This window comes from Pantoea sp. LS15, assembly GCF_012241585.1.
In the GTDB taxonomy this organism is placed as follows: domain Bacteria; phylum Pseudomonadota; class Gammaproteobacteria; order Enterobacterales; family Enterobacteriaceae; genus Enterobacter.
Genome location: NZ_JAAVXA010000001.1, coordinates 335,145 through 352,213, shown reverse-complemented (window position 1 = coordinate 352,213; position 17,069 = coordinate 335,145). Strand labels below are relative to the sequence as shown.

17 protein-coding genes are annotated in these 17,069 nt (G+C 51.3%); 10 read left to right on the top strand and 7 right to left on the bottom strand.

Annotated features, from left to right (window positions below; translation table 11 throughout):
* Positions 1-79: 79 nt before the first annotated feature.
* Together HED65_RS01655 and HED65_RS01650 are read right to left on the bottom strand one after the other, a co-directional pair.
* Positions 80-1,963 carry a potassium transporter Kup gene (locus HED65_RS01655; protein WP_114977457.1) on the bottom strand — a complete coding sequence of 628 codons (1,884 nt, stop codon included), beginning with the start codon at positions 1,961-1,963 and terminating at the stop codon, positions 80-82.
* Between the two features lie 89 nt (positions 1,964-2,052).
* Positions 2,053-3,540 (bottom strand): MFS transporter, encoded by a 1,488-nt coding sequence (locus HED65_RS01650; RefSeq protein ID WP_114977147.1) that lies wholly within the window; start codon positions 3,538-3,540, stop codon positions 2,053-2,055.
* Between the two features lie 116 nt (positions 3,541-3,656).
* Between HED65_RS01650 and HED65_RS01645 the strand changes: the two genes are divergently transcribed.
* The 3 genes from HED65_RS01645 (at position 3,657) to HED65_RS01635 (ending at position 6,261) form a co-directional block, all read left to right on the top strand.
* Complete coding sequence (locus HED65_RS01645; RefSeq protein ID WP_114977146.1) at positions 3,657-4,247, top strand: TetR family transcriptional regulator; 591 nt, start codon at positions 3,657-3,659, stop codon at positions 4,245-4,247.
* 285 nt (positions 4,248-4,532) lie between these two features.
* On the top strand, positions 4,533-5,246 hold the full coding sequence (locus HED65_RS01640; protein WP_114977145.1) for an isochorismatase family protein: 714 nt from the start codon (positions 4,533-4,535) through the stop codon (positions 5,244-5,246).
* Positions 5,247-5,307: 61 nt separating this feature from the next.
* A complete protein-coding gene (locus tag HED65_RS01635; protein WP_114977144.1) occupies positions 5,308-6,261 on the top strand; it encodes a GlxA family transcriptional regulator in 954 nt (317 codons plus the stop codon).
* Positions 6,262-6,270: 9 nt separating this feature from the next.
* Here the strand turns inward: HED65_RS01635 and nhoA are convergent, their stop codons facing one another.
* Positions 6,271-7,107 carry an N-hydroxyarylamine O-acetyltransferase gene (gene nhoA, locus HED65_RS01630; RefSeq protein ID WP_114977143.1) on the bottom strand — a complete coding sequence of 279 codons (837 nt, stop codon included), beginning with the start codon at positions 7,105-7,107 and terminating at the stop codon, positions 6,271-6,273.
* A 108-nt stretch (positions 7,108-7,215) separates the two neighbouring features.
* Here nhoA and HED65_RS01625 point away from each other — a divergent pair, with 108 nt between their 5' ends.
* From HED65_RS01625 to HED65_RS01615, 3 genes are all read left to right on the top strand, one after another.
* Positions 7,216-7,788 carry a flavin reductase family protein gene (locus tag HED65_RS01625; protein ID WP_114977142.1) on the top strand — a complete coding sequence of 191 codons (573 nt, stop codon included), beginning with the start codon at positions 7,216-7,218 and terminating at the stop codon, positions 7,786-7,788.
* A gap of 126 nt (positions 7,789-7,914) precedes the next feature.
* The gene (locus HED65_RS01620; protein WP_108089823.1) at positions 7,915-8,274 is read left to right on the top strand and encodes a CHAP domain-containing protein; all 360 of its coding nucleotides are present in this window, start codon (positions 7,915-7,917) and stop codon (positions 8,272-8,274) included.
* 1 nt (position 8,275) lies between these two features.
* Positions 8,276-8,728: a DUF3828 domain-containing protein gene (locus tag HED65_RS01615; RefSeq protein WP_114977141.1), complete on the top strand. Its 453-nt coding sequence runs from the start codon at positions 8,276-8,278 to the stop codon at positions 8,726-8,728.
* Between the two features lie 40 nt (positions 8,729-8,768).
* Here the strand turns inward: HED65_RS01615 and fusA are convergent, their stop codons facing one another.
* Positions 8,769-10,871, bottom strand: coding sequence for an elongation factor G (gene fusA / locus HED65_RS01610; RefSeq protein ID WP_114977140.1), 2,103 nt, complete (start codon positions 10,869-10,871; stop codon positions 8,769-8,771).
* Positions 10,872-11,030: 159 nt separating this feature from the next.
* Between fusA and HED65_RS01605 the strand changes: the two genes are divergently transcribed.
* The gene (locus HED65_RS01605) at positions 11,031-11,330 is read left to right on the top strand and encodes an ArsR/SmtB family transcription factor (protein ID WP_114977139.1); all 300 of its coding nucleotides are present in this window, start codon (positions 11,031-11,033) and stop codon (positions 11,328-11,330) included.
* 54 nt (positions 11,331-11,384) lie between these two features.
* Here the strand turns inward: HED65_RS01605 and HED65_RS01600 are convergent, their stop codons facing one another.
* Entirely contained in the window at positions 11,385-11,840 is a 456-nt protein-coding gene (locus HED65_RS01600; protein ID WP_189338736.1) for a GNAT family N-acetyltransferase, read from the bottom strand.
* 148 nt (positions 11,841-11,988) lie between these two features.
* Between HED65_RS01600 and pdxR the strand changes: the two genes are divergently transcribed.
* Complete coding sequence (gene pdxR, locus HED65_RS01595; protein ID WP_114977137.1) at positions 11,989-13,467, top strand: MocR-like pyridoxine biosynthesis transcription factor PdxR; 1,479 nt, start codon at positions 11,989-11,991, stop codon at positions 13,465-13,467.
* 95 nt (positions 13,468-13,562) lie between these two features.
* On the opposite strand, the gene HED65_RS01590 is transcribed toward pdxR, so the two are convergent.
* On the bottom strand, positions 13,563-13,799 hold the full coding sequence (locus tag HED65_RS01590) for a tautomerase family protein (RefSeq protein ID WP_114977136.1): 237 nt from the start codon (positions 13,797-13,799) through the stop codon (positions 13,563-13,565).
* Positions 13,800-13,859: 60 nt separating this feature from the next.
* On the opposite strand from HED65_RS01590, the gene HED65_RS01585 reads away from it, so the two are divergent.
* Positions 13,860-14,321 (top strand): winged helix-turn-helix transcriptional regulator, encoded by a 462-nt coding sequence (locus HED65_RS01585; RefSeq protein ID WP_114977135.1) that lies wholly within the window; start codon positions 13,860-13,862, stop codon positions 14,319-14,321.
* Positions 14,322-14,355: 34 nt separating this feature from the next.
* On the opposite strand, the gene HED65_RS01580 is transcribed toward HED65_RS01585, so the two are convergent.
* Complete coding sequence (locus tag HED65_RS01580; protein WP_028018889.1) at positions 14,356-15,681, bottom strand: 2-hydroxycarboxylate transporter family protein; 1,326 nt, start codon at positions 15,679-15,681, stop codon at positions 14,356-14,358.
* A gap of 409 nt (positions 15,682-16,090) precedes the next feature.
* Between HED65_RS01580 and HED65_RS01575 the strand changes: the two genes are divergently transcribed.
* Entirely contained in the window at positions 16,091-17,038 is a 948-nt protein-coding gene (locus HED65_RS01575; protein WP_114977134.1) for an AEC family transporter, read from the top strand.
* The last annotated feature ends 31 nt before the right edge of the window (positions 17,039-17,069 follow it).

Here is a 17,069-nt window from a genome sequence, read left to right as displayed (position 1 = left end):
TACGCAGTAATCAGCATAGTTGTAATAGCGCACTATCGAAATTTCTGATGCGAAGGAAAGACAGAACCGTGAGCAGAAACTAGACGGCAACGCGTCGGCTGATTTCGACAACCCTGTCGCTGGGAAGGTGATAGTGATTGATCACATGCGTGCAGTTGCGCTTCATGAAAGCAAAAATATGCCGTTGCCATGCAGCCATACCCGCCGTGCCATCACCTGCCACGATAGTTTCATGTCCAACATACCAGGTGGCATCTTCATTCGCGAACAGCACGTTGATTTCACTGACACTCTGCAACAAATGTGGGATATCCGGGTGTTCCATAAATCCGTATTGCGCCACACCGTGCCAGTAACCTGGCGCGCGTTGCTCCACCCTGATACGTTGTTCTTCCCCCACATAGGGCACATTCAGGATATCAATGGTCAGAGATAACACATCTCGCTGTAGCGCCTTGTTGCGCGCAACATGCCAGCGCATAACCGGCGGGATATTGTTCTGTGTACGGGTCAAAAAAACGGCGGAACCGGCCACTCTGGGTACCGTCTTTTGCTGAAGCTGGGTAAAGAACGCGTCCACACTGATGCCCTTCTCACCCACCGATGCGGATACCGCCTTAACGCCGCGGTGCCAGATCAGCATAACCGTACAAATAGCTGCGGCCATCAGCAGCGGAATATAACCACCTTCAAGGACTTTAATCAGGTTGGCAAATAAAAAGGTGGCATCAATCGCCAGGAAACAGAGGGCGATAGCTGCGCTACTGACCTGCCCCCAGCGCCACACTTCCCGCATCGCCACAAACAGCAGGCCCGTCGTCATCAGCATGGTTAATGAAACGGCAATACCGTATGCGGCAGCAAGCTTGTCGGAAGATTTGAAGAACACCACCAGCCCAATCGTTACCACCATAAGCAGCCAATTGATTGTGCCTATATAGATTTGACCGTAGCTTTCTGCCGCCGTCTGTTTGATCCGTAAACGGGGTAACCAGCCGAGTTGAATGGCCTGACGCGTCATGGAAAAAGCGCCCGTAATTATCGCCTGACTGGCGATTATCGTCGCCAGTGCGGCAAGAATAATGAGCGGAAACTGGATCACAGGCGGACACAGCATAAAGAAAAGGTTTTGTTTACTGTCGGCACCAGCCAGGATCAGCGCGGATTGCCCCGCATAATTGAGCAGCAATGCGGGAAATACGACACCGTACCAGGCAAGCCAGATGGGCTTTTTCCCGAAATGCCCCATATCGGCATACAGCGCTTCAGCACCGGTCACGCAGAGAAAAACGCCTCCCAGGACCAGAAAACTGGTGTACCCGTTCGAAAACAAAAATGCGATGCCATACGCAGGATTCAGTGCCAGCAATACCGATGGATGCTGAATGATCCCCCATACGCCCAGGGCTGCAATCGCAAAAAACCACAGCGCCATGACCGGACCAAATATCTTTCCTATTCGGGCGGTACCAAAAGGCTGGATAAGAAAAAGCGCCAGCAAAACCATGACTGTTAGCGGCAATATGTACGGCTGCGATTCAGGAAAAACAATCTCCAGCCCTTCCAGAGCGGAAAGTACGGAGATTGCCGGAGTTATCGCACCATCACCGTAAATCAACGCAGCGCCGATAAGTGCGGAAAAAATGACCCAGCGCCCACCTTTCCCTTTCTCCACCAGAAGCGACATCAATGCCATGATGCCGCCTTCACCATGATTATCGATTCTCATGGCAAAAGCGGCATATTTTATGGATGTCACCAGGATGAGTGTCCAGGTAATCAGCGAGAGCAGGCCCAGAACCACTGCGGGTGTAGGATCATGCTCAGAGAGCGACAGCACGGTCCTGAAAGTATAGAGCGGACTGGTGCCAATATCACCAAAAACGACACCCAGCGCACCGCCGGCAAGCAGGGTTAACCGGGAGAATGGTTGGAGCGATTCACTGCGGTGGAGCAGGCTCATATTTTCCAGCAAGAGTCAGATAATCCTTTAAAAAACATAGTGCATCTGCCCTGCTGACGCCAACCGTACGCCAGGTTTTCCGGTTCTATTTACCGCGGGTTGACCTTAGCCAGGCTAAACCAGACGCCAACGGCCAGCAACAGCAGCATTCCCCCTGCACTTCCCAGCGCCACGCTGTGCGAAGTGATAAACGCGCTTTTCGCTGCTTCAATCAGTGATTCCGCCATGGTTGGTGTTAGATCCTGCGCCACCTTCATCGCTTCACCAATGGATGATGACGCTTTGTCGACGAGAGAAGCATTCAGCCCCTGTGGCAATTCAATTGACGCCGTGAAGCTACGGGTCAACAGCAGACCAAAAATGGCGATCCCCAGACCGGCACCCAGTTCATACGACATGGTTTCAATCGCCCCCGCGGCAGCGGCTTTCTCTTTTGGCGCAGCAGCCATAATCGCTGAAGTTGAAGCCAACAGCGCGCTGGCGGCACTGAAGCCCAGCAACACCATCAGGCCCCACGCCTGCCACTGCTGGGTGCTGAAGTCGAGCAGCGATAACCCCATAAAACTGACGGCACTCAACCCCATTCCGCCAGCCGCGACGATGCGTAGCCCCAGATGCTCAACCAACACGCCGGCGATCGGCCCACTGAACCCGCTGGCAACCATCAGTGGCAGCATAAACATGCCCGCTTCAAACGGCGTAAAGCCGTGAACAAACTGCAGCTCCTGGGCCATCAACAACTCAAACCCGACCAGCGCAATCATCGCGGTCATCGCCATTACAACACCACTCAAAATGATACGGTGGCAAAAGAGACGCATGTCGATCATCGGGACGCGTGCGCGGAGCTGAATGCGCACGAAGATGAACAGCAGCACCGAGCCGGTAACCAGCGCAGACACGACTACCGCCGGTGACAGGACGCCTTTTAGCGCGGTCTTCGCACTGTAGACCAGCAGTAAAATCGCCACGATCAGCATGATGGCATGGCTAATATTAAGCGGTTGTTCCGGGCGACCTTGCTGACGCGGCACAAAACGTGCGGCCAGCGATACCACGAGCAACACAATGGGGACGTTGATTAAAAACACCGATCCCCAGTAAAAATGTTCGAGCAGCATACCGCCAATCAACGGACCAAATGCTGCGCCACCGGATCCCACCGCTGCCCAGACACCAAGGGCGATATTGCGATCCCGTGCGTCGGTAAACAGCGTACGGATCCCCGCAAGCGTAGCCGGAATAATCATCGCCGCACCAATCGCCAGCGAGGCGCGCGCCGCAATCAGCCATCCTGCAGACGGGGCAAACGCTGCCGCCAGCGATGACAAGCCAAACAACGTACTGCCGATCATTAACAGTCGTTTGAAACCAATGCGATCACCCAGTGCCCCCATCGGCAGCACCATCCCCGCCATCACCAGCGAGTAAATATCAATGATCCACAGTAATTCGTTACCGCTGGCCCCCAGCGTCATACTCAATGTCGGCACCGCCACGTGCAGCACCGTTGCGTCGATCGCGACCGGGATATACACCAGCACGATAATCACTAACGCTAACCACTGACGAAACATAAATTTCCTTTTCTTTTAAATCATGGACACATGTCCAGGATACGATCCTACGTAAAGTTGAACACATGTCCAGCTTTTTGTTACACTCGTTTCATTCCTATTGAGAGTGAGTAGAAATGCGATATCTGAGCAAGGATGAACGGCGGGAAGACATCTTACAGGCCGCCATGCGCGTGGCGCTGACCGAAGGACTCGCGGCAATGACGGTACGCCGCGTTGCGGCTGAAGCCGGGGTCGCGACCGGACAGGTTCACCATCATTTTACCTCCGGCGGGGAGCTAAAATCGCTGGCTTTTGTTCGGTTGATCCGTGAACTGCTGGATGCCGATGTCGTCGGCAAGCAGGCTGGTTGGCGGGAGCAGCTTCATGCCATGCTCGGGAGCGATGATGGCAGGTTTGAACCTTACATTCGCCTGTGGCGTGAAGCGCAGATCCTGGCCAACCGCGATGCAGACATTAAAGGTGCCTATATCATGACCATGGAAATGTGGCACCAGGAAACGGTCGCCCTTATCAGAGCAGGCACTGAGGCCGGGGTATTTAGCCCTGATGACCGGGCAGAAAACATTGCCTGGCGTTTAATTGGGCTGGTGTGCGGTCTGGACGGGATGTATATCTTAAACATGCCCGAAATGGACGAAGCTGCATTTAACAACCATCTTGATAAATTAATTACGCTCGAATTATTTAATTCCCTATCGCAGTAATGATGTCGCCGGGTGGCGGCTTCGCCTCACCCGGCTTGCGTTTCACCGTCCCCAGGTTCGTCAGGACTGCAGCATGCCGTGCTGGTCAGTCGTCCACTGATTGAGCCCGTCATTCGGTTATGGTCCGGCGACAATAACAGTCCATGGATAAGCAAATTCACGCTGATGTAATGTGTCTTCTCATATTGGCCCAAAAGTACTGTTATTGGTTCTCCAGGTGACTCATGCCTTTAGCGACTGTGCGGAATAATGGCTCCCGAACACAACACAGAGGGAGTTCGCGTGATGAAACCATTTTTTCGTACGGCATTGCTGATCGGCATGATGAGCACTTTTTCAACTTATTCTGCCGCGCAGGAAACTACCGGGAGAAATAGCAAAACCATTCGTGCAATGACAGGCGCAACGGCGACCTCGTCTTTATCCGCCTCACAAACAGCATTAATCGTGGTGGATATTCAAAACGAATATTACGCAGGTAAAGATTTTCGTGGTCAGATGGTGATCCCGGATGGCGATAAGGTACTGAAGAACAGCCAAAAGCTGGTTAGCTACGCCCATCAAAAAGGCATGCCGGTATACTTCGTGCGCCATATGGGGCCGAAAGATAGCCCGTTGTTTGCCGAAGAGTCTGTTTATGCCCAGTTCCATCAAGATCTACAGCCTTCAGCACAAGACGCCATTATCACTAAAGCGACACCGAGTTCTTTTGTCGGCACCGATCTGGATAGCCAGTTAAAGAAAAAGGGCATTAAAAAAGTGATTGTGATTGGCCTGATGACTCACATGTGTATTTCATCTACCGCACGTGATGCCGTACCACTGGGTTACAGTGTGATTATTCCTGAAGATGCGACAGCAACACGCGATCTGGATGATGGTCAGGGTGGGCTGGTTGATCACAAAACGCTGCAACGCGCGGCAATAGCGGGTGTTGCCGATGTGTTTGCCGAGATTATGACCACCAGAGACGTTATGGCGTTGCCAGTCACAGAATAAGACCAGGCTTGATCCCTGCCGCCAGCCGGGCCTCTATACTGGCTGGCACACGGAGGCTTACATGACGCTTAAAATTGGTATTGTGGTATTTGATGGCATCATCCCCTTTCACCTTTCGGTGCCCTATGCCGTATTTGAGAAAGCGCTAACGCCTCAGGGCGAGCCTCTATGCCAGCTTGTAGTATGCGCCACCACGCCTGGCGCGCTTAAAACCAATGCCGGATTTTCTATCGTTGTCGAGCGCGGACTTGATGAGTTGACCGGAATGGATATGGTAATTGTCCCAAGCTGGGACACTCCCGACCATACCCCAGCCCCCGATCTCCTGCAGGCACTGCAAAAAGCGCATGCCTCAGGTTCGCGTATTGTGGGCTTGTGTATGGGCGCATTTGTGGTTGCCGCTGCCGGGCTGCTTGAAAACCGCCCTGCGACGACGCACTGGCGCTGGGCATCTGACTTTCAGCGTCTTTATCCCTCTGTCCATCTCGATAAAGACGTGCTTTACATTGATAACGGTGACGTTGTCACGTCTGCAGGAACGGCAGCCAGTATTGACTGTTGTCTGCATCTGGTGCGTCAGGCGTGGGGTGCTGAAGTGGCAAACAGCGTGGCGCGATTACTGGTTGTGCCGCCCCATCGCCAGGGTGGACAACGTCAATATGTAGAGCTGCCGGTTCAGAACACGCGTCGTGGAGATAACTTCACCGATGCACTAGCCTGGGCGACAGAAAACCTCCAGCTTGCGCTCACGCTGGACTGTGTGGCGGAAAAAGCCTGCATGAGTCGTCGTAGCTTTACCCGGCGTTTTCAGCAAACCACCGGTGAGAGTTTTTCGCGCTGGCTGCTAAACCAGCGCATTATTGTCGCGCAACGCTATCTCGAAAAAACTGACCAGCCAGTGGACGACATTGCAGAGCGTGTCGGTTTCCCCTCAACAACATCCTTGCGCCGCCACTTTCACAAGCTGCTTAATACCTCGCCTTCTCGCTATCGGCGTGAGTTTCGCGGCCGATAGCAAAGTGCGTTATTTCCCGTGAGTTTCAAAACCGGCCATCACTGCTGTTAACTCAGCCAGCGAAAAGCCATGCTTCGCATCGTCAATGCCCAACCCAAACCGCGTCTGCATCAGTTGATAGAGCGCCGCAGCATCGGGAAGATGGATCTGTTCCTCAGCATGGCCATTCTGCCAGTGGGTAAAGTTGAAGTTGGTCAGCGTCAGCTTGCCACCGTCCGGCAAGTGGCGGCACATCAGCAGATGATGACGGAAATGCGACTGCGGCCAGTGTGCTGACCAGAAGTTGCCCATGACATAATCACTGAAATATTGCGTCGTCAGATCAAAATGGTACATCGACTGCCAGTGCTCGTGGTGCCGGAACTGCAATACCCAGTCATTGCCCTCGCTCAGCAGACGATACGCCCCGTGCGGCGTTGTCTGTTCTTCGTTAGCGAGCAACCGAATCGGCGCCGTCAGCGTCTGTCCGCCAAAGCCTACGTCCGCAATCCAGCGCTCACCGTTAAGCTCAACCAGCAGCAAGCGATGTGTTCGCGGCGGCATTTGTGGTGGACTCGCTAATACCACGCGCCCGAGCACACTGCGTACCGTAAAACCGACTTCGCGCAGCACGCGTTCGAATAAGCCGTTTTGCTCAAAACAATATCCCCCACGTCGCGCTGTTAGCAGTTTGTCGACCAGACACTGATCGTCAAGATGGATTTCACGCGGCAGGACGACATCAATATTCTCAAAAGGGATCGCACAGTTGTGGTGTAAATGCAGCGCGCGCAGGGTGTCAATATTAACACCAGTCGGTTGATTCCAGCCGATACGGGCGAAATAGGCCGTCAGAAATGGGGACATGCATCAGTTTCCTTTGATAGTGATGTTTTGTTTATAAACTAATTCTACGCGCCCACTTTGATTTACGTGCTTTTTCGTCATACTCATCGTTGTACATGAGGAGACCCTATGAGCTATTTTCGCCCCGTTGAATTACATCATGCCAGCCGTCTTTTGAACCATGGTCCAACCGTGCTCATTACCAGCCGGGACGAGCACATCGACCGTCGCAATGTGATGGCGGCAGCATGGTCGATGCCCGTTGAATTTTCGCCGCCCCGGGTGGCCATCGTCGTGGATAAAAGCGCCTGGTCGCGCGAATTGATAGAGCGCAGTGGAAAATTCGGCATCGTCATCCCCGGCGTAGCAGCGGCCAACTGGACCTGGGCAGTCGGTAGCGTAAGCGGGCGCGATGAAGACAAATTCAACTGCTACGGGATCCCGGTAGTGAACGGTCCGGAACTCGGTTTGCCCGTCATTGAAGAAAAATGTCTGGCGTGGATGGAATGTCGTTTACTCCCGGTGACCGCAGCGGCTGAAAAATATGACACGCTGTTTGGTGAAGTGGTTTCTGCCGCAGCAGATGAGCGTGCGTTTGTCGCCGGACGCTGGCAGTTTGACGGAGATAAGCTGAATACGCTGCATCATCTTGGTGCGGGGACGTTTGTGGCTAGCGGGAAGATAGTGAAGGCGCTGGATTGATTTAAATAATCATATCCTACTGAATTATATTAAATTTTTATGGCATTTTATGTTTACCATGACGTGGTAAAACGGAGGATATTTCTGGAGTTGCTGCATTAGCACTCCCACACTAAGGAAATATCAATGTCATGGAATAAATATGCCGCTGTTGAATATGCCAAAAATCATGTTTATCGAGAAAGTCACAGAAAATGTGAGCTTTTTGTGAAAAACGCGATAATTGCTGGCGGTTTGCCTATTCATGGAATAGGTTCGGCAAAGAACATGGGTCTAACTTTGTCTCAGGTTGGGTTCCAAAAAGTTATCGGAGCCCCGCAGTTAGGCGATGTGGTAGTTATACAGTCCATTGCAAACCATCCAGATGGTCATGTTTGTATTTATGATGGCCATCAATGGCTAAGCGACTTCGCGCAACGTACTATGTATCCTGGTTCAGGATATAGAAAATCCCACCCTTCTTATCAGCTTTACAGGCATTATTGATATGAAAATCATACCCATTCTTTCCTTATTAATAACCTACTCGGCCTGCGCAGGCTATAGTGATAATGCGGCAAAAGCAGCGTTAAATTTCAATAAATGGTACATTGCGCAATATGCTGAAAACAAATTCCCCATCACGGACAATCCTGAAATAAATAAATACGTCACAGCAAGTACCATGAAAAAATTGCGTCATGCTCAGGATCCTCGCTTTGCTGATGAAGAGTTTTATGATGCTGATTTCTTTCTGAAGTCGCAGGATATTGAGGAAGATTGGGCAGATAATGTGACGGTGGTTTCATCCGAATACGATCCCGTTTGCACCAATATTTATGTGTCGTTCGGGAAGAAAGAGGAGTATACGGTGATCGATTGTATGGTTAAAGAAAAAGGTATCTGGAAGATTCAGTCTGTTTCAGGACAAGCAATTCAGCGCAACGAACATCTTAAATAGAAAAACACATGGTAGCCCAACGACTACCATGTGCAATTAATTAACTCTTCGCACGTCGTGAAATAATCTCATCCGCAACATTTCGCGGTGCTTCCGCAAAATGATGGAACTCCATCGTATACGTCGCACGCCCCTGTGACATCGAGCGCAGCGTGGTGGCATAACCAAACATCTCTGCCAGCGGCACGTCAGCGCGAATAATCTGGCTACCGTACTGCTCTTCCATCCCCTGCACCATGCCACGACGAGAAGAGAGATCGCCCATAATGTTACCGGCGTACTCTTCCGGTGTTTCCACCTCGACATGCATGATCGGCTCAAGAATAACCGGATCCGCCCTGCGAGCGCCCTCTTTAAAGCCAAGGATCGCTGCCATGCGGAACGCCATCTCCGAGGAGTCGACATCGTGATACGAACCAAACGTCAGCGTCGCTTTGACATCGACCACCGGATACCCCGCCAGCACGCCGCTGTTCATCGCTTCCCGAAGCCCTTTCTCAACGGACGGAATATACTCGCGCGGTACCACGCCGCCCTTGGTGGCATCTTCAAACGTAAATCCACTGCCCGGTTCTGTCGGCTCAAGGCTCAGTACCACATGACCGTACTGTCCTTTACCGCCGGACTGACGGACAAATTTACCTTCGATGTCCTTCACCGCTTTACGCAAGGTTTCCCGGTAGGTTACCTGCGGACGACCGATGTTTGCCTCGACGCCAAACTCACGCTTCATGCGGTCAACGATAATCTCAAGGTGTAACTCACCCATCCCGGAGATAATCGTCTGGCCGGACTCTTCGTCAGTATGCAGGCGGAAAGAGGGATCTTCCGCCGCCAGACGCTGCAGCGCGATCCCCATTTTCTCCTGATCGCCTTTGGTTTTCGGCTCGATAGCAAGGGAGATAACCGGATCCGGAAACTCCATGCGTTCAAGCGTGATGACGGCATTCGGGTCAGTGAGCGTGTCACCGGTTGTCACATCTTTCAACCCAACGCAGGCCGCGATATCACCGGCGCGCAGTTCATCCACCTCGTGACGATCGTTAGCATGCATCAGCACAATACGCCCGATGCGCTCTTTCTTTCCTTTCACCGGGTTATACACCGCGTCGCCTTTACGCAGCACGCCAGAGTAAACGCGGATAAAGGTCAGTTGCCCGACGTACGGATCGCTCATCAGTTTGAACGCCAGAGCGGAGAACGGCTCATCATCACTGGGATGACGCTCAGCGTGCTGGCCTTTTTCATCCACGCCATCAATGGCTGGCACATCCAATGGTGACGGCATCAACTCAATGACCGCATCAAGCATGCGCTGCACACCTTTGTTTTTGAACGCGCTGCCGCACAACATCGGCTGGATTTCACCCGAGATAGTGCGAATTCGCAGCCCTCTGATGATTTCCGCTTCGTCCAGATCGCCGGTTTCCAGGTATTTATCCATGAGCTCATCGCTGGCTTCCGCCGCTGCAGAGACCATTTTTTCCCGCCATTCCTTCGCGGTAGCCAGTAAATCATCCGGAACAGGCGCATAGGTGAACACCATGCCCTGAGTGGCATCGTCCCACAAAATGGTGCGCATCTTGATGAGATCCACCACACCGGTGAAGTGTTCCTCCGCGCCAACCGGAATAACAATCGGCACCGGGTTCGCTTTCAGACGTTCCTGCATCATGCGTACGACGCGGAAGAAATCGGCACCCGGACGGTCCATTTTGTTAACGAAGGCCAGCCGCGGCACGTGATATTTATTCGCCTGACGCCAGACGGTTTCTGACTGTGGCTGAACGCCGCCCACGGAGTCATACACCATCACGGCACCGTCGAGTACACGCATTGAACGTTCCACCTCAATGGTGAAATCTACGTGCCCCGGGGTGTCGATGATGTTTATTCTGTGGGGTTCAAACCCTCTGTCCATACCCGGCCAGAAGCAACTGACTGCCGCGGACGTAATGGTGATCCCGCGCTCTTGCTCCTGCGCCATCCAGTCAGTTGTTGCCGCGCCATCGTGTACTTCACCCAGTTTGTGGCTCATCCCGGTGTAAAACAGGATACGCTCAGTGGTGGTTGTTTTACCGGCATCGATATGCGCGGAGATACCGATGTTGCGATAACGTTCGAGTGGGATGGGTCGGGGCATAATATTTCCTTAGTCAGTAAGACAGGTTGTGACGACCAGGATGGTCGCGTATTCGTTCGTTTGCTATAATAGTCCTATTGTACGAGTATTATCGAACTATTTTTTAACGATTGACCTATTGTTGATATAGCTCAATCTGACACCAGACGCAGGAAAACGATGATCCCAAACCACCCCGAAACTGAACAGATACTGCTGGAAAATGTGTTGTTTGCCCTCGGCAACCCGCTCAGGCTGTCGATTATCCGCAGGCTGGCCGATGGCTGCGAGCTAAGCTGTAACGCACTTCGCCCGGAGGATGTGGTGAAGTCCACGATGACACATCACTGGCGCGTATTGCGTGACAGCGGTGTGATCTGGCAGCGTCCACAGGGACGAGAGAACATGATTTCTTTGCGTAGAGACGATCTTGATGCCCGTTTCCCGGGGCTGATGGACATACTTTTGCAGGCTAAATAATAGGTTGAAAACGCCCCGTCAACATTTGAGGGGGCATCACGTCGGCGAAGGGATTTATCTAACGTGCATACGATATTCAATCATGCCGCTTTTTTTCGCAACCCAGTCATACAATCGTTGTCCGCGGTAGTTGGTTTCATGTGTATGCCAGTAAAGATGACGCGCATGATGTTTTCTGGCTTCTCGCTGAACATATTCTATTAACTGTTTACCAATGTGTTTGCCCCTGACAGCATCACAAACATATAGATCTTCCAGATAACAGTAATCGCTCTCCGCCCAGGTTGAACGGTGGAAAAGATAATGCGCAAAACCCACCACCTCTCCGTTATATCTTGCCACTACGCAAAATAGTGGCTCAATGGGGCTGAAAAATCGTTGCCAGGTACTCTGAGTGACTGCCCCGGAGAGATCGACGTTATAAAATTCCTGGTATTTACCCCACAGTGGCATCCAGCTCTCATAATCACTTTCCTGAACAGCCTCAATGGTCACAATCGTATTATTCATAATAGCCTCTTCGCTTATTCATTTATGGTTTCGGGATGAGTGTATGTGCTAAATGGCACGTTTAGCCCCGCCAATTTTTGCAAGTGAAGCAGACCAATTTTACCGTGTTGTTTTATAATGGTGGCCACACGAGGGAGAGTGGAAAAAGATGTTTAAGCACGCACAACTTGAAACGGTTAAGGCATGGATTATTGATCCTTCCAACGGATCGCTGCCCCTGCATGAAAGGATCCAGAGAGCAATACGGACACTGATACTGGAAGGGATCTTATCTCACGGTAAGGCCCTTCCTCCTTCACGCGCGCTGGCCAGTTCACTGAGAGTTTCCCGGGATACGATTGAAGCAGCTTATTCCAGCCTGCATGCAGAAGGTTTTATTGAGCGGCAAACAGGCAGAGGAAGCTTTGTCTCTTCCAGCGCCCGTTTTTTAAGACCGCATTCCCTGCAGCATCATCCAGCCGTTGATAGACGAAAAGCAAAACTCAGCTCTCGTGGAAAGATCATCTATGAAAGTGGCGGGATCCGCGAATTTTCCTCCCCCCGCCCACTGGCACCGGGTATCCCCGAGACGCGCATGTTTCCCATTCCAACCTGGGAGCGGCTTCAGCGGCAGGTTCTTAAGGAATATCAACACCAGATATTAGAGCAAAGCCCTCCGCAGGGCATGGAACGCCTACGGCGAGCAATCGCGGAATATGTCAATCTTGAGCGCGGGACGCGTGCGAGGGCTGAACAGATCATCATTCTGACCAGTTCTCAACAGGCGCTTGCTCTCTGTTCTCACGTGCTGATGGACGCAGAGGATGGCATTGCCATTGAAGATCCCTGCTATCAAGGGGCATACAAAGCGTTTAAATCTGCCGGACTGAACTGTCTTCCGGTTCCTCTTGACGATAAAGGCATCTCAATTGACGCGCTGAATGCTCTGACCCGGCCTGCCAGGGCTATCTACCTTACGCCTTCTCATCAATATCCTACCGGGGTGACGCTCTCTCTTGACCGACGACTGGCGGTCATTGACTGGGCAAATCGTCACTCCGCCTGGATCATTGAAGATGACTATGACAGTGAGTTTCACTACGAAGGGAAGCCTATGGCCTGTTTGCAGGGGCTTGATGCTTACAACCGGACAATTTATATCGGGACGTTCACCAAGTCCCTGTTCCCCGGGCTACGTATTGCGTACATGATCGTTCCCTCAGAACTGGTAGAGTCCATGACCATGGCCAGGACATTAATGGACGGCCATACCGCCTCAATACCCCAACTGACGCTGGCGAAGTTTTTGGAGGGCGGGCATTTTGGTGCCTATATTCGCAAGATGCGGAGCATTTATGTTACTCGCCGCAACAAACTGGCTAGTCTGATGGATGAGTACCTTTCTGATTATGTTGAGTGCGTAATACCAACAGGTGGAATGCAGATGCCTTGTCACCTCAGGCACGGGATCTCCGAGAAGGAGATTGCCATCGCCGCCCGCCGCGCAAATGTCGATATATTAGGGCTTACCAGTTTATATGCAGACAGACCCCTGACCAGCGGTTTTTTGATGGGTTTTGCCGCTTATACGGAGAGGGAAATCGAAGACGCAGTAAAAAAACTGGCCGCAATTTTCCGTCTTGTTTGAAGCTGTCGACTATTCATTGGTCGATACACGTTCCGGGCGAACCCGGTTGTAAACAGGGCTTCACCGGGAGGTACTGTGTCCCTCCCGGCCTCTTATCAGGACGCCCGCGTTGACGCGAATTTCTTCGCAATCATTTCAGCGGTTGGCTGTAATCCCCCCAGGCTCCATTGCTCCGGGTCATGCTCATCAATACGGATCCAGACTGAGCGCCGGAACTCCGGATCCCCTTTCCCTTCGATTTCCACCATTAAGTCCGTCATTCGGCGCAACAGCTCGCTCTTCTGTTCAGCATCCATTATCCCTTTAATCGTTTGTACATTTACAAAAGGCATTGTATTCTCCCTATAAGCAAGGTCTAAAAATCATACTTAGATTAGAAAGGAAAACATTCTGTGTCAAAAGATAAATTGTTGCCTTACCTCTCGCCCGAACTTTGCGGTCTGGCTGAAGGGGCAAAAATCGTGGGTGATCAATGGGTTTTATTGATCCTGAGAGAGGCGTTTTACGGCGTGACGCGCTTCGAAACCATGCGAATGCATACCGGAATAACGAAACAGACCTTAGCGACACGTTTAAAGTTGATGACAGAACTGGGGTTGCTTTCCCGTATACCTTACCGGGAAGAGGGATCACGGGAACGGTATGAATACCAGCTTACCGACAAAAGCCGCACCCTTGCCCCGGTGCTTTTATCTTTGATGGAATGGGGACACAAACATGTTTTACACACCGCACCGCATTTAACCCTGGTGGACAAAGAAAGCGGCGATCCGGTTCATATTGGTTATGTGAATGCGCAGGGTCATGAGGTGAAACAAAACCATGTTCAGATTGTTCCGACAAAAATGGAGTAAGCCCGGCGGTGTTACCCGGCTTACCCCTGCTACGTTACATAATCCAGCCCATCAGCAGCGTGGCGATGATCACCGTCGATGCGCCGCCGATACGGGTGGCAATCTGTGCAAACGGCATGAGCGACATCCGGTTAGAGGCAGACAAAATAGCCACATCCCCTGTCCCGCCCAGACCACTATGGCAGCAGGTGACAATGGCCGCTTCCACAGGATACATATTCAGACGCGAGGCAATAAAATAGCCACTCAGCGCCATGGCAATCACCACCGAACCACATACCACCACGTAGCCCACTGAGAAGACGGACACCACGCTCTCAAGCGGCACATACAACATTCCCAGACCAATCATCAGTGGCCAGACGAGCGCAGCCGAGACGAATTTATAGCAACTGTGTGCGCCCTGCTCCATTGAGGCCGGGATCACCTTAAAGTATTTACACAGTACGGCTATCAGGATCATCAGCACCGGGCCGGGAATGTGTACCAGTTTTTCAAACAACCCGCCGACGATGAAAAATGCGCACACCATCAGTAACCCGCCCCCCATCAGATGAAAATCTGTCTGCTGAGCACTGTCCGCGCCCGCAAAGAGGCTGCTGTCTTCTTTGCTACGGGTTAACATGCCATTTCCCGACAGTGCAGGACGTTTCATTCCGAGACGCGCCAGCGAGCCTGCACAAATAATGGCGAAGATATTTCCCACCACTGCGGCGGGCGCCAGTTGAGCAACATAGACGTCCGGCGTATGACCAAGGATTGCCGAATAGGCCAGGGACAACGGCAAAATCCCCTCACCAATCCCACCACCAATGATCGGCACGATGATAAAAAAGAACGTGTGGTACGGGGTATAGCCAAACAGTGAACCCACGATGAGCCCGCTCAGTACCGCCATGAAAGTCCCGGCCACCAGCGGGATAAACATGCGCATCATCCCCTGGATAAGCAGTATCCGGTTCATCCCCAGAATGCTCCCTACCACCAGGCAGGCGATGACGAAATAGAGCAGATTTGCCTCTTTCATCAACAGATGCACCGTATCCAGCGTATGTTTTTCAAAGACACCGAAATAGACCAGTACGGAGGGAACCATCAGGCACAGGATTGCCGGGCCGCCGATATCTTTCAGCAACGGGATTTGCCGCCCCACTTTCGCAAACGCAAAACCAAGGGTCATGATGACTGCGAGTCCACCGATCATATTTTTCGGCAGCAAGCCTGCCCAGGCAGACGTCGCCACAATGGCAGCGATCCCGACGAATAGCATCAGCGGGACTGCGCCAACCTCGGTATTGTAAAGCCCAAAGGCAAAACGCGTGGACGACAACTCAGAAGTCGGTACAGGATTATCTTTCATATAATCACCTGATAATTGTGTTCGGACATGCAAAGAAAAGGAATAAACGCGGAATTATTCCAGTACGGATAAATGTTCTTAAATATCAATTAAAGACTTACGTGGCCTTTTCTAAAAACAGGCTCAGTGTAAAAAATAACATGCGGGGTCTGAGAGAAGTGTGAACAATACAACCCTTTCCCGTTAAGTAACTTTATTCATTATTAAGTAACTAAAGTTACTGGCGTCAGGCTTTGTCATTTTCTTGTGCCTAATCAATTTTTGCCGGCCCTATTACTTATCCAACTAATGCAATCATTTTGAAATTAATAAAACCAAAGAGAGTGTGACCATTGTCACTCTTACCCTGCTATCTAACCGCTAGATTAGCGCTGCAACAAAACACATAAAATACCCTACAGGAAATACTATGCCTTCATTACTATTACAGTCGCTGTTTCCGCTCGTCTTTATAATGCTACTTGGATGGCTAAGCGGGAAACTCGGATATTCCCGACGTGAAGATGCAAACGTTATGGCGACCGTGGTGATCCGTTTTGCACTTCCTTTTCATCTTTTTATTGGCGCATTGCATACCGACCCGGGCAAAATTAAGAACCTGACGTTTATGGCGGTTTTGGTTGTCGGTTTAATGGGTTCGTATTTACTGACATTATTTATTTCACGTTTTGTTTTTCGCCACGATATCAAAACCAGTGCCATTCAGTCTCTGGTTTGTGCCTTTCCGGATATGGCCTACTTTGGGGCACCCGTGCTTGCGGTGTTGATTGGGCCGGAAGGTTTCATTGGCGTACTGATTGGCAACATCATCACCAGCGTTATCATGATCCCGTTGACTATCGTCCTGATTCGTATGGGAGATAAGAACAGTAATGATGGCCTGGACGCGCTGCATCCTGGTGCGATGGTGATACAAAACCTCATCAAAGCAGCACGTAATCCTATCGTCTGGATACCCGTTTCGGGTGTATTGCTAAGCCTTGCTGGCGTACAGATCCCGTCAATTCTCAGTATGCCCATTGAGATGGTTGGCAAAGTCTCCGGTGGACTGTCTCTGTTTGCTCTCGGCCTGTTATTTTACGGTGAACGTCCACAACTGAATGTGCAGACATTTACCAATATCAGTATTAAAAACCTCATTCAACCCGCCATTATGGCCGTAGCCGGTATCGCATTTGGTCTTAGCCATACCTTACTCCAGCAGGTTGTTATTATTGGTGCGACGCCTTCCGCTATCGCCGCAGGCATGTTTGCTATACGTAGCGATACCTATATTGATACTGCCTCGTCCTCCATATTAATTGGCACTGCCGTCGGCGTACTGACTGAAGGCATTATGATCTATTTAATCTCTTAATCTGTTTTATTTAAAAAATTCAGGAGTCAAC

Coding starts and splice junctions, on each gene's coding strand:
- HED65_RS01605 (WP_114977139.1), top strand. CDS start 11,031: ATGATCCCAAACCACCCCGAAACTGAACAGATACTGCTGGAAAATGTG.
- HED65_RS01590 (WP_114977136.1), bottom strand. CDS start 13,799: ATGCCTTTTGTAAATGTACAAACGATTAAAGGGATAATGGATGCTGAA.
- fusA (WP_114977140.1), bottom strand. CDS start 10,871: ATGCCCCGACCCATCCCACTCGAACGTTATCGCAACATCGGTATCTCC.
- HED65_RS01575 (WP_114977134.1), top strand. CDS start 16,091: ATGCCTTCATTACTATTACAGTCGCTGTTTCCGCTCGTCTTTATAATG.
- HED65_RS01655 (WP_114977457.1), bottom strand. CDS start 1,963: ATGAGCCTGCTCCACCGCAGTGAATCGCTCCAACCATTCTCCCGGTTA.
- HED65_RS01615 (WP_114977141.1), top strand. CDS start 8,276: ATGAAAATCATACCCATTCTTTCCTTATTAATAACCTACTCGGCCTGC.
- HED65_RS01650 (WP_114977147.1), bottom strand. CDS start 3,540: ATGTTTCGTCAGTGGTTAGCGTTAGTGATTATCGTGCTGGTGTATATC.
- HED65_RS01620 (WP_108089823.1), top strand. CDS start 7,915: ATGTCATGGAATAAATATGCCGCTGTTGAATATGCCAAAAATCATGTT.
- pdxR (WP_114977137.1), top strand. CDS start 11,989: ATGTTTAAGCACGCACAACTTGAAACGGTTAAGGCATGGATTATTGAT.
- HED65_RS01625 (WP_114977142.1), top strand. CDS start 7,216: ATGAGCTATTTTCGCCCCGTTGAATTACATCATGCCAGCCGTCTTTTG.
- HED65_RS01580 (WP_028018889.1), bottom strand. CDS start 15,681: ATGAAAGATAATCCTGTACCGACTTCTGAGTTGTCGTCCACGCGTTTT.
- HED65_RS01640 (WP_114977145.1), top strand. CDS start 4,533: ATGAAACCATTTTTTCGTACGGCATTGCTGATCGGCATGATGAGCACT.
- nhoA (WP_114977143.1), bottom strand. CDS start 7,107: ATGTCCCCATTTCTGACGGCCTATTTCGCCCGTATCGGCTGGAATCAA.
- HED65_RS01635 (WP_114977144.1), top strand. CDS start 5,308: ATGACGCTTAAAATTGGTATTGTGGTATTTGATGGCATCATCCCCTTT.
- HED65_RS01600 (WP_189338736.1), bottom strand. CDS start 11,840: ATGAATAATACGATTGTGACCATTGAGGCTGTTCAGGAAAGTGATTAT.
- HED65_RS01645 (WP_114977146.1), top strand. CDS start 3,657: ATGCGATATCTGAGCAAGGATGAACGGCGGGAAGACATCTTACAGGCC.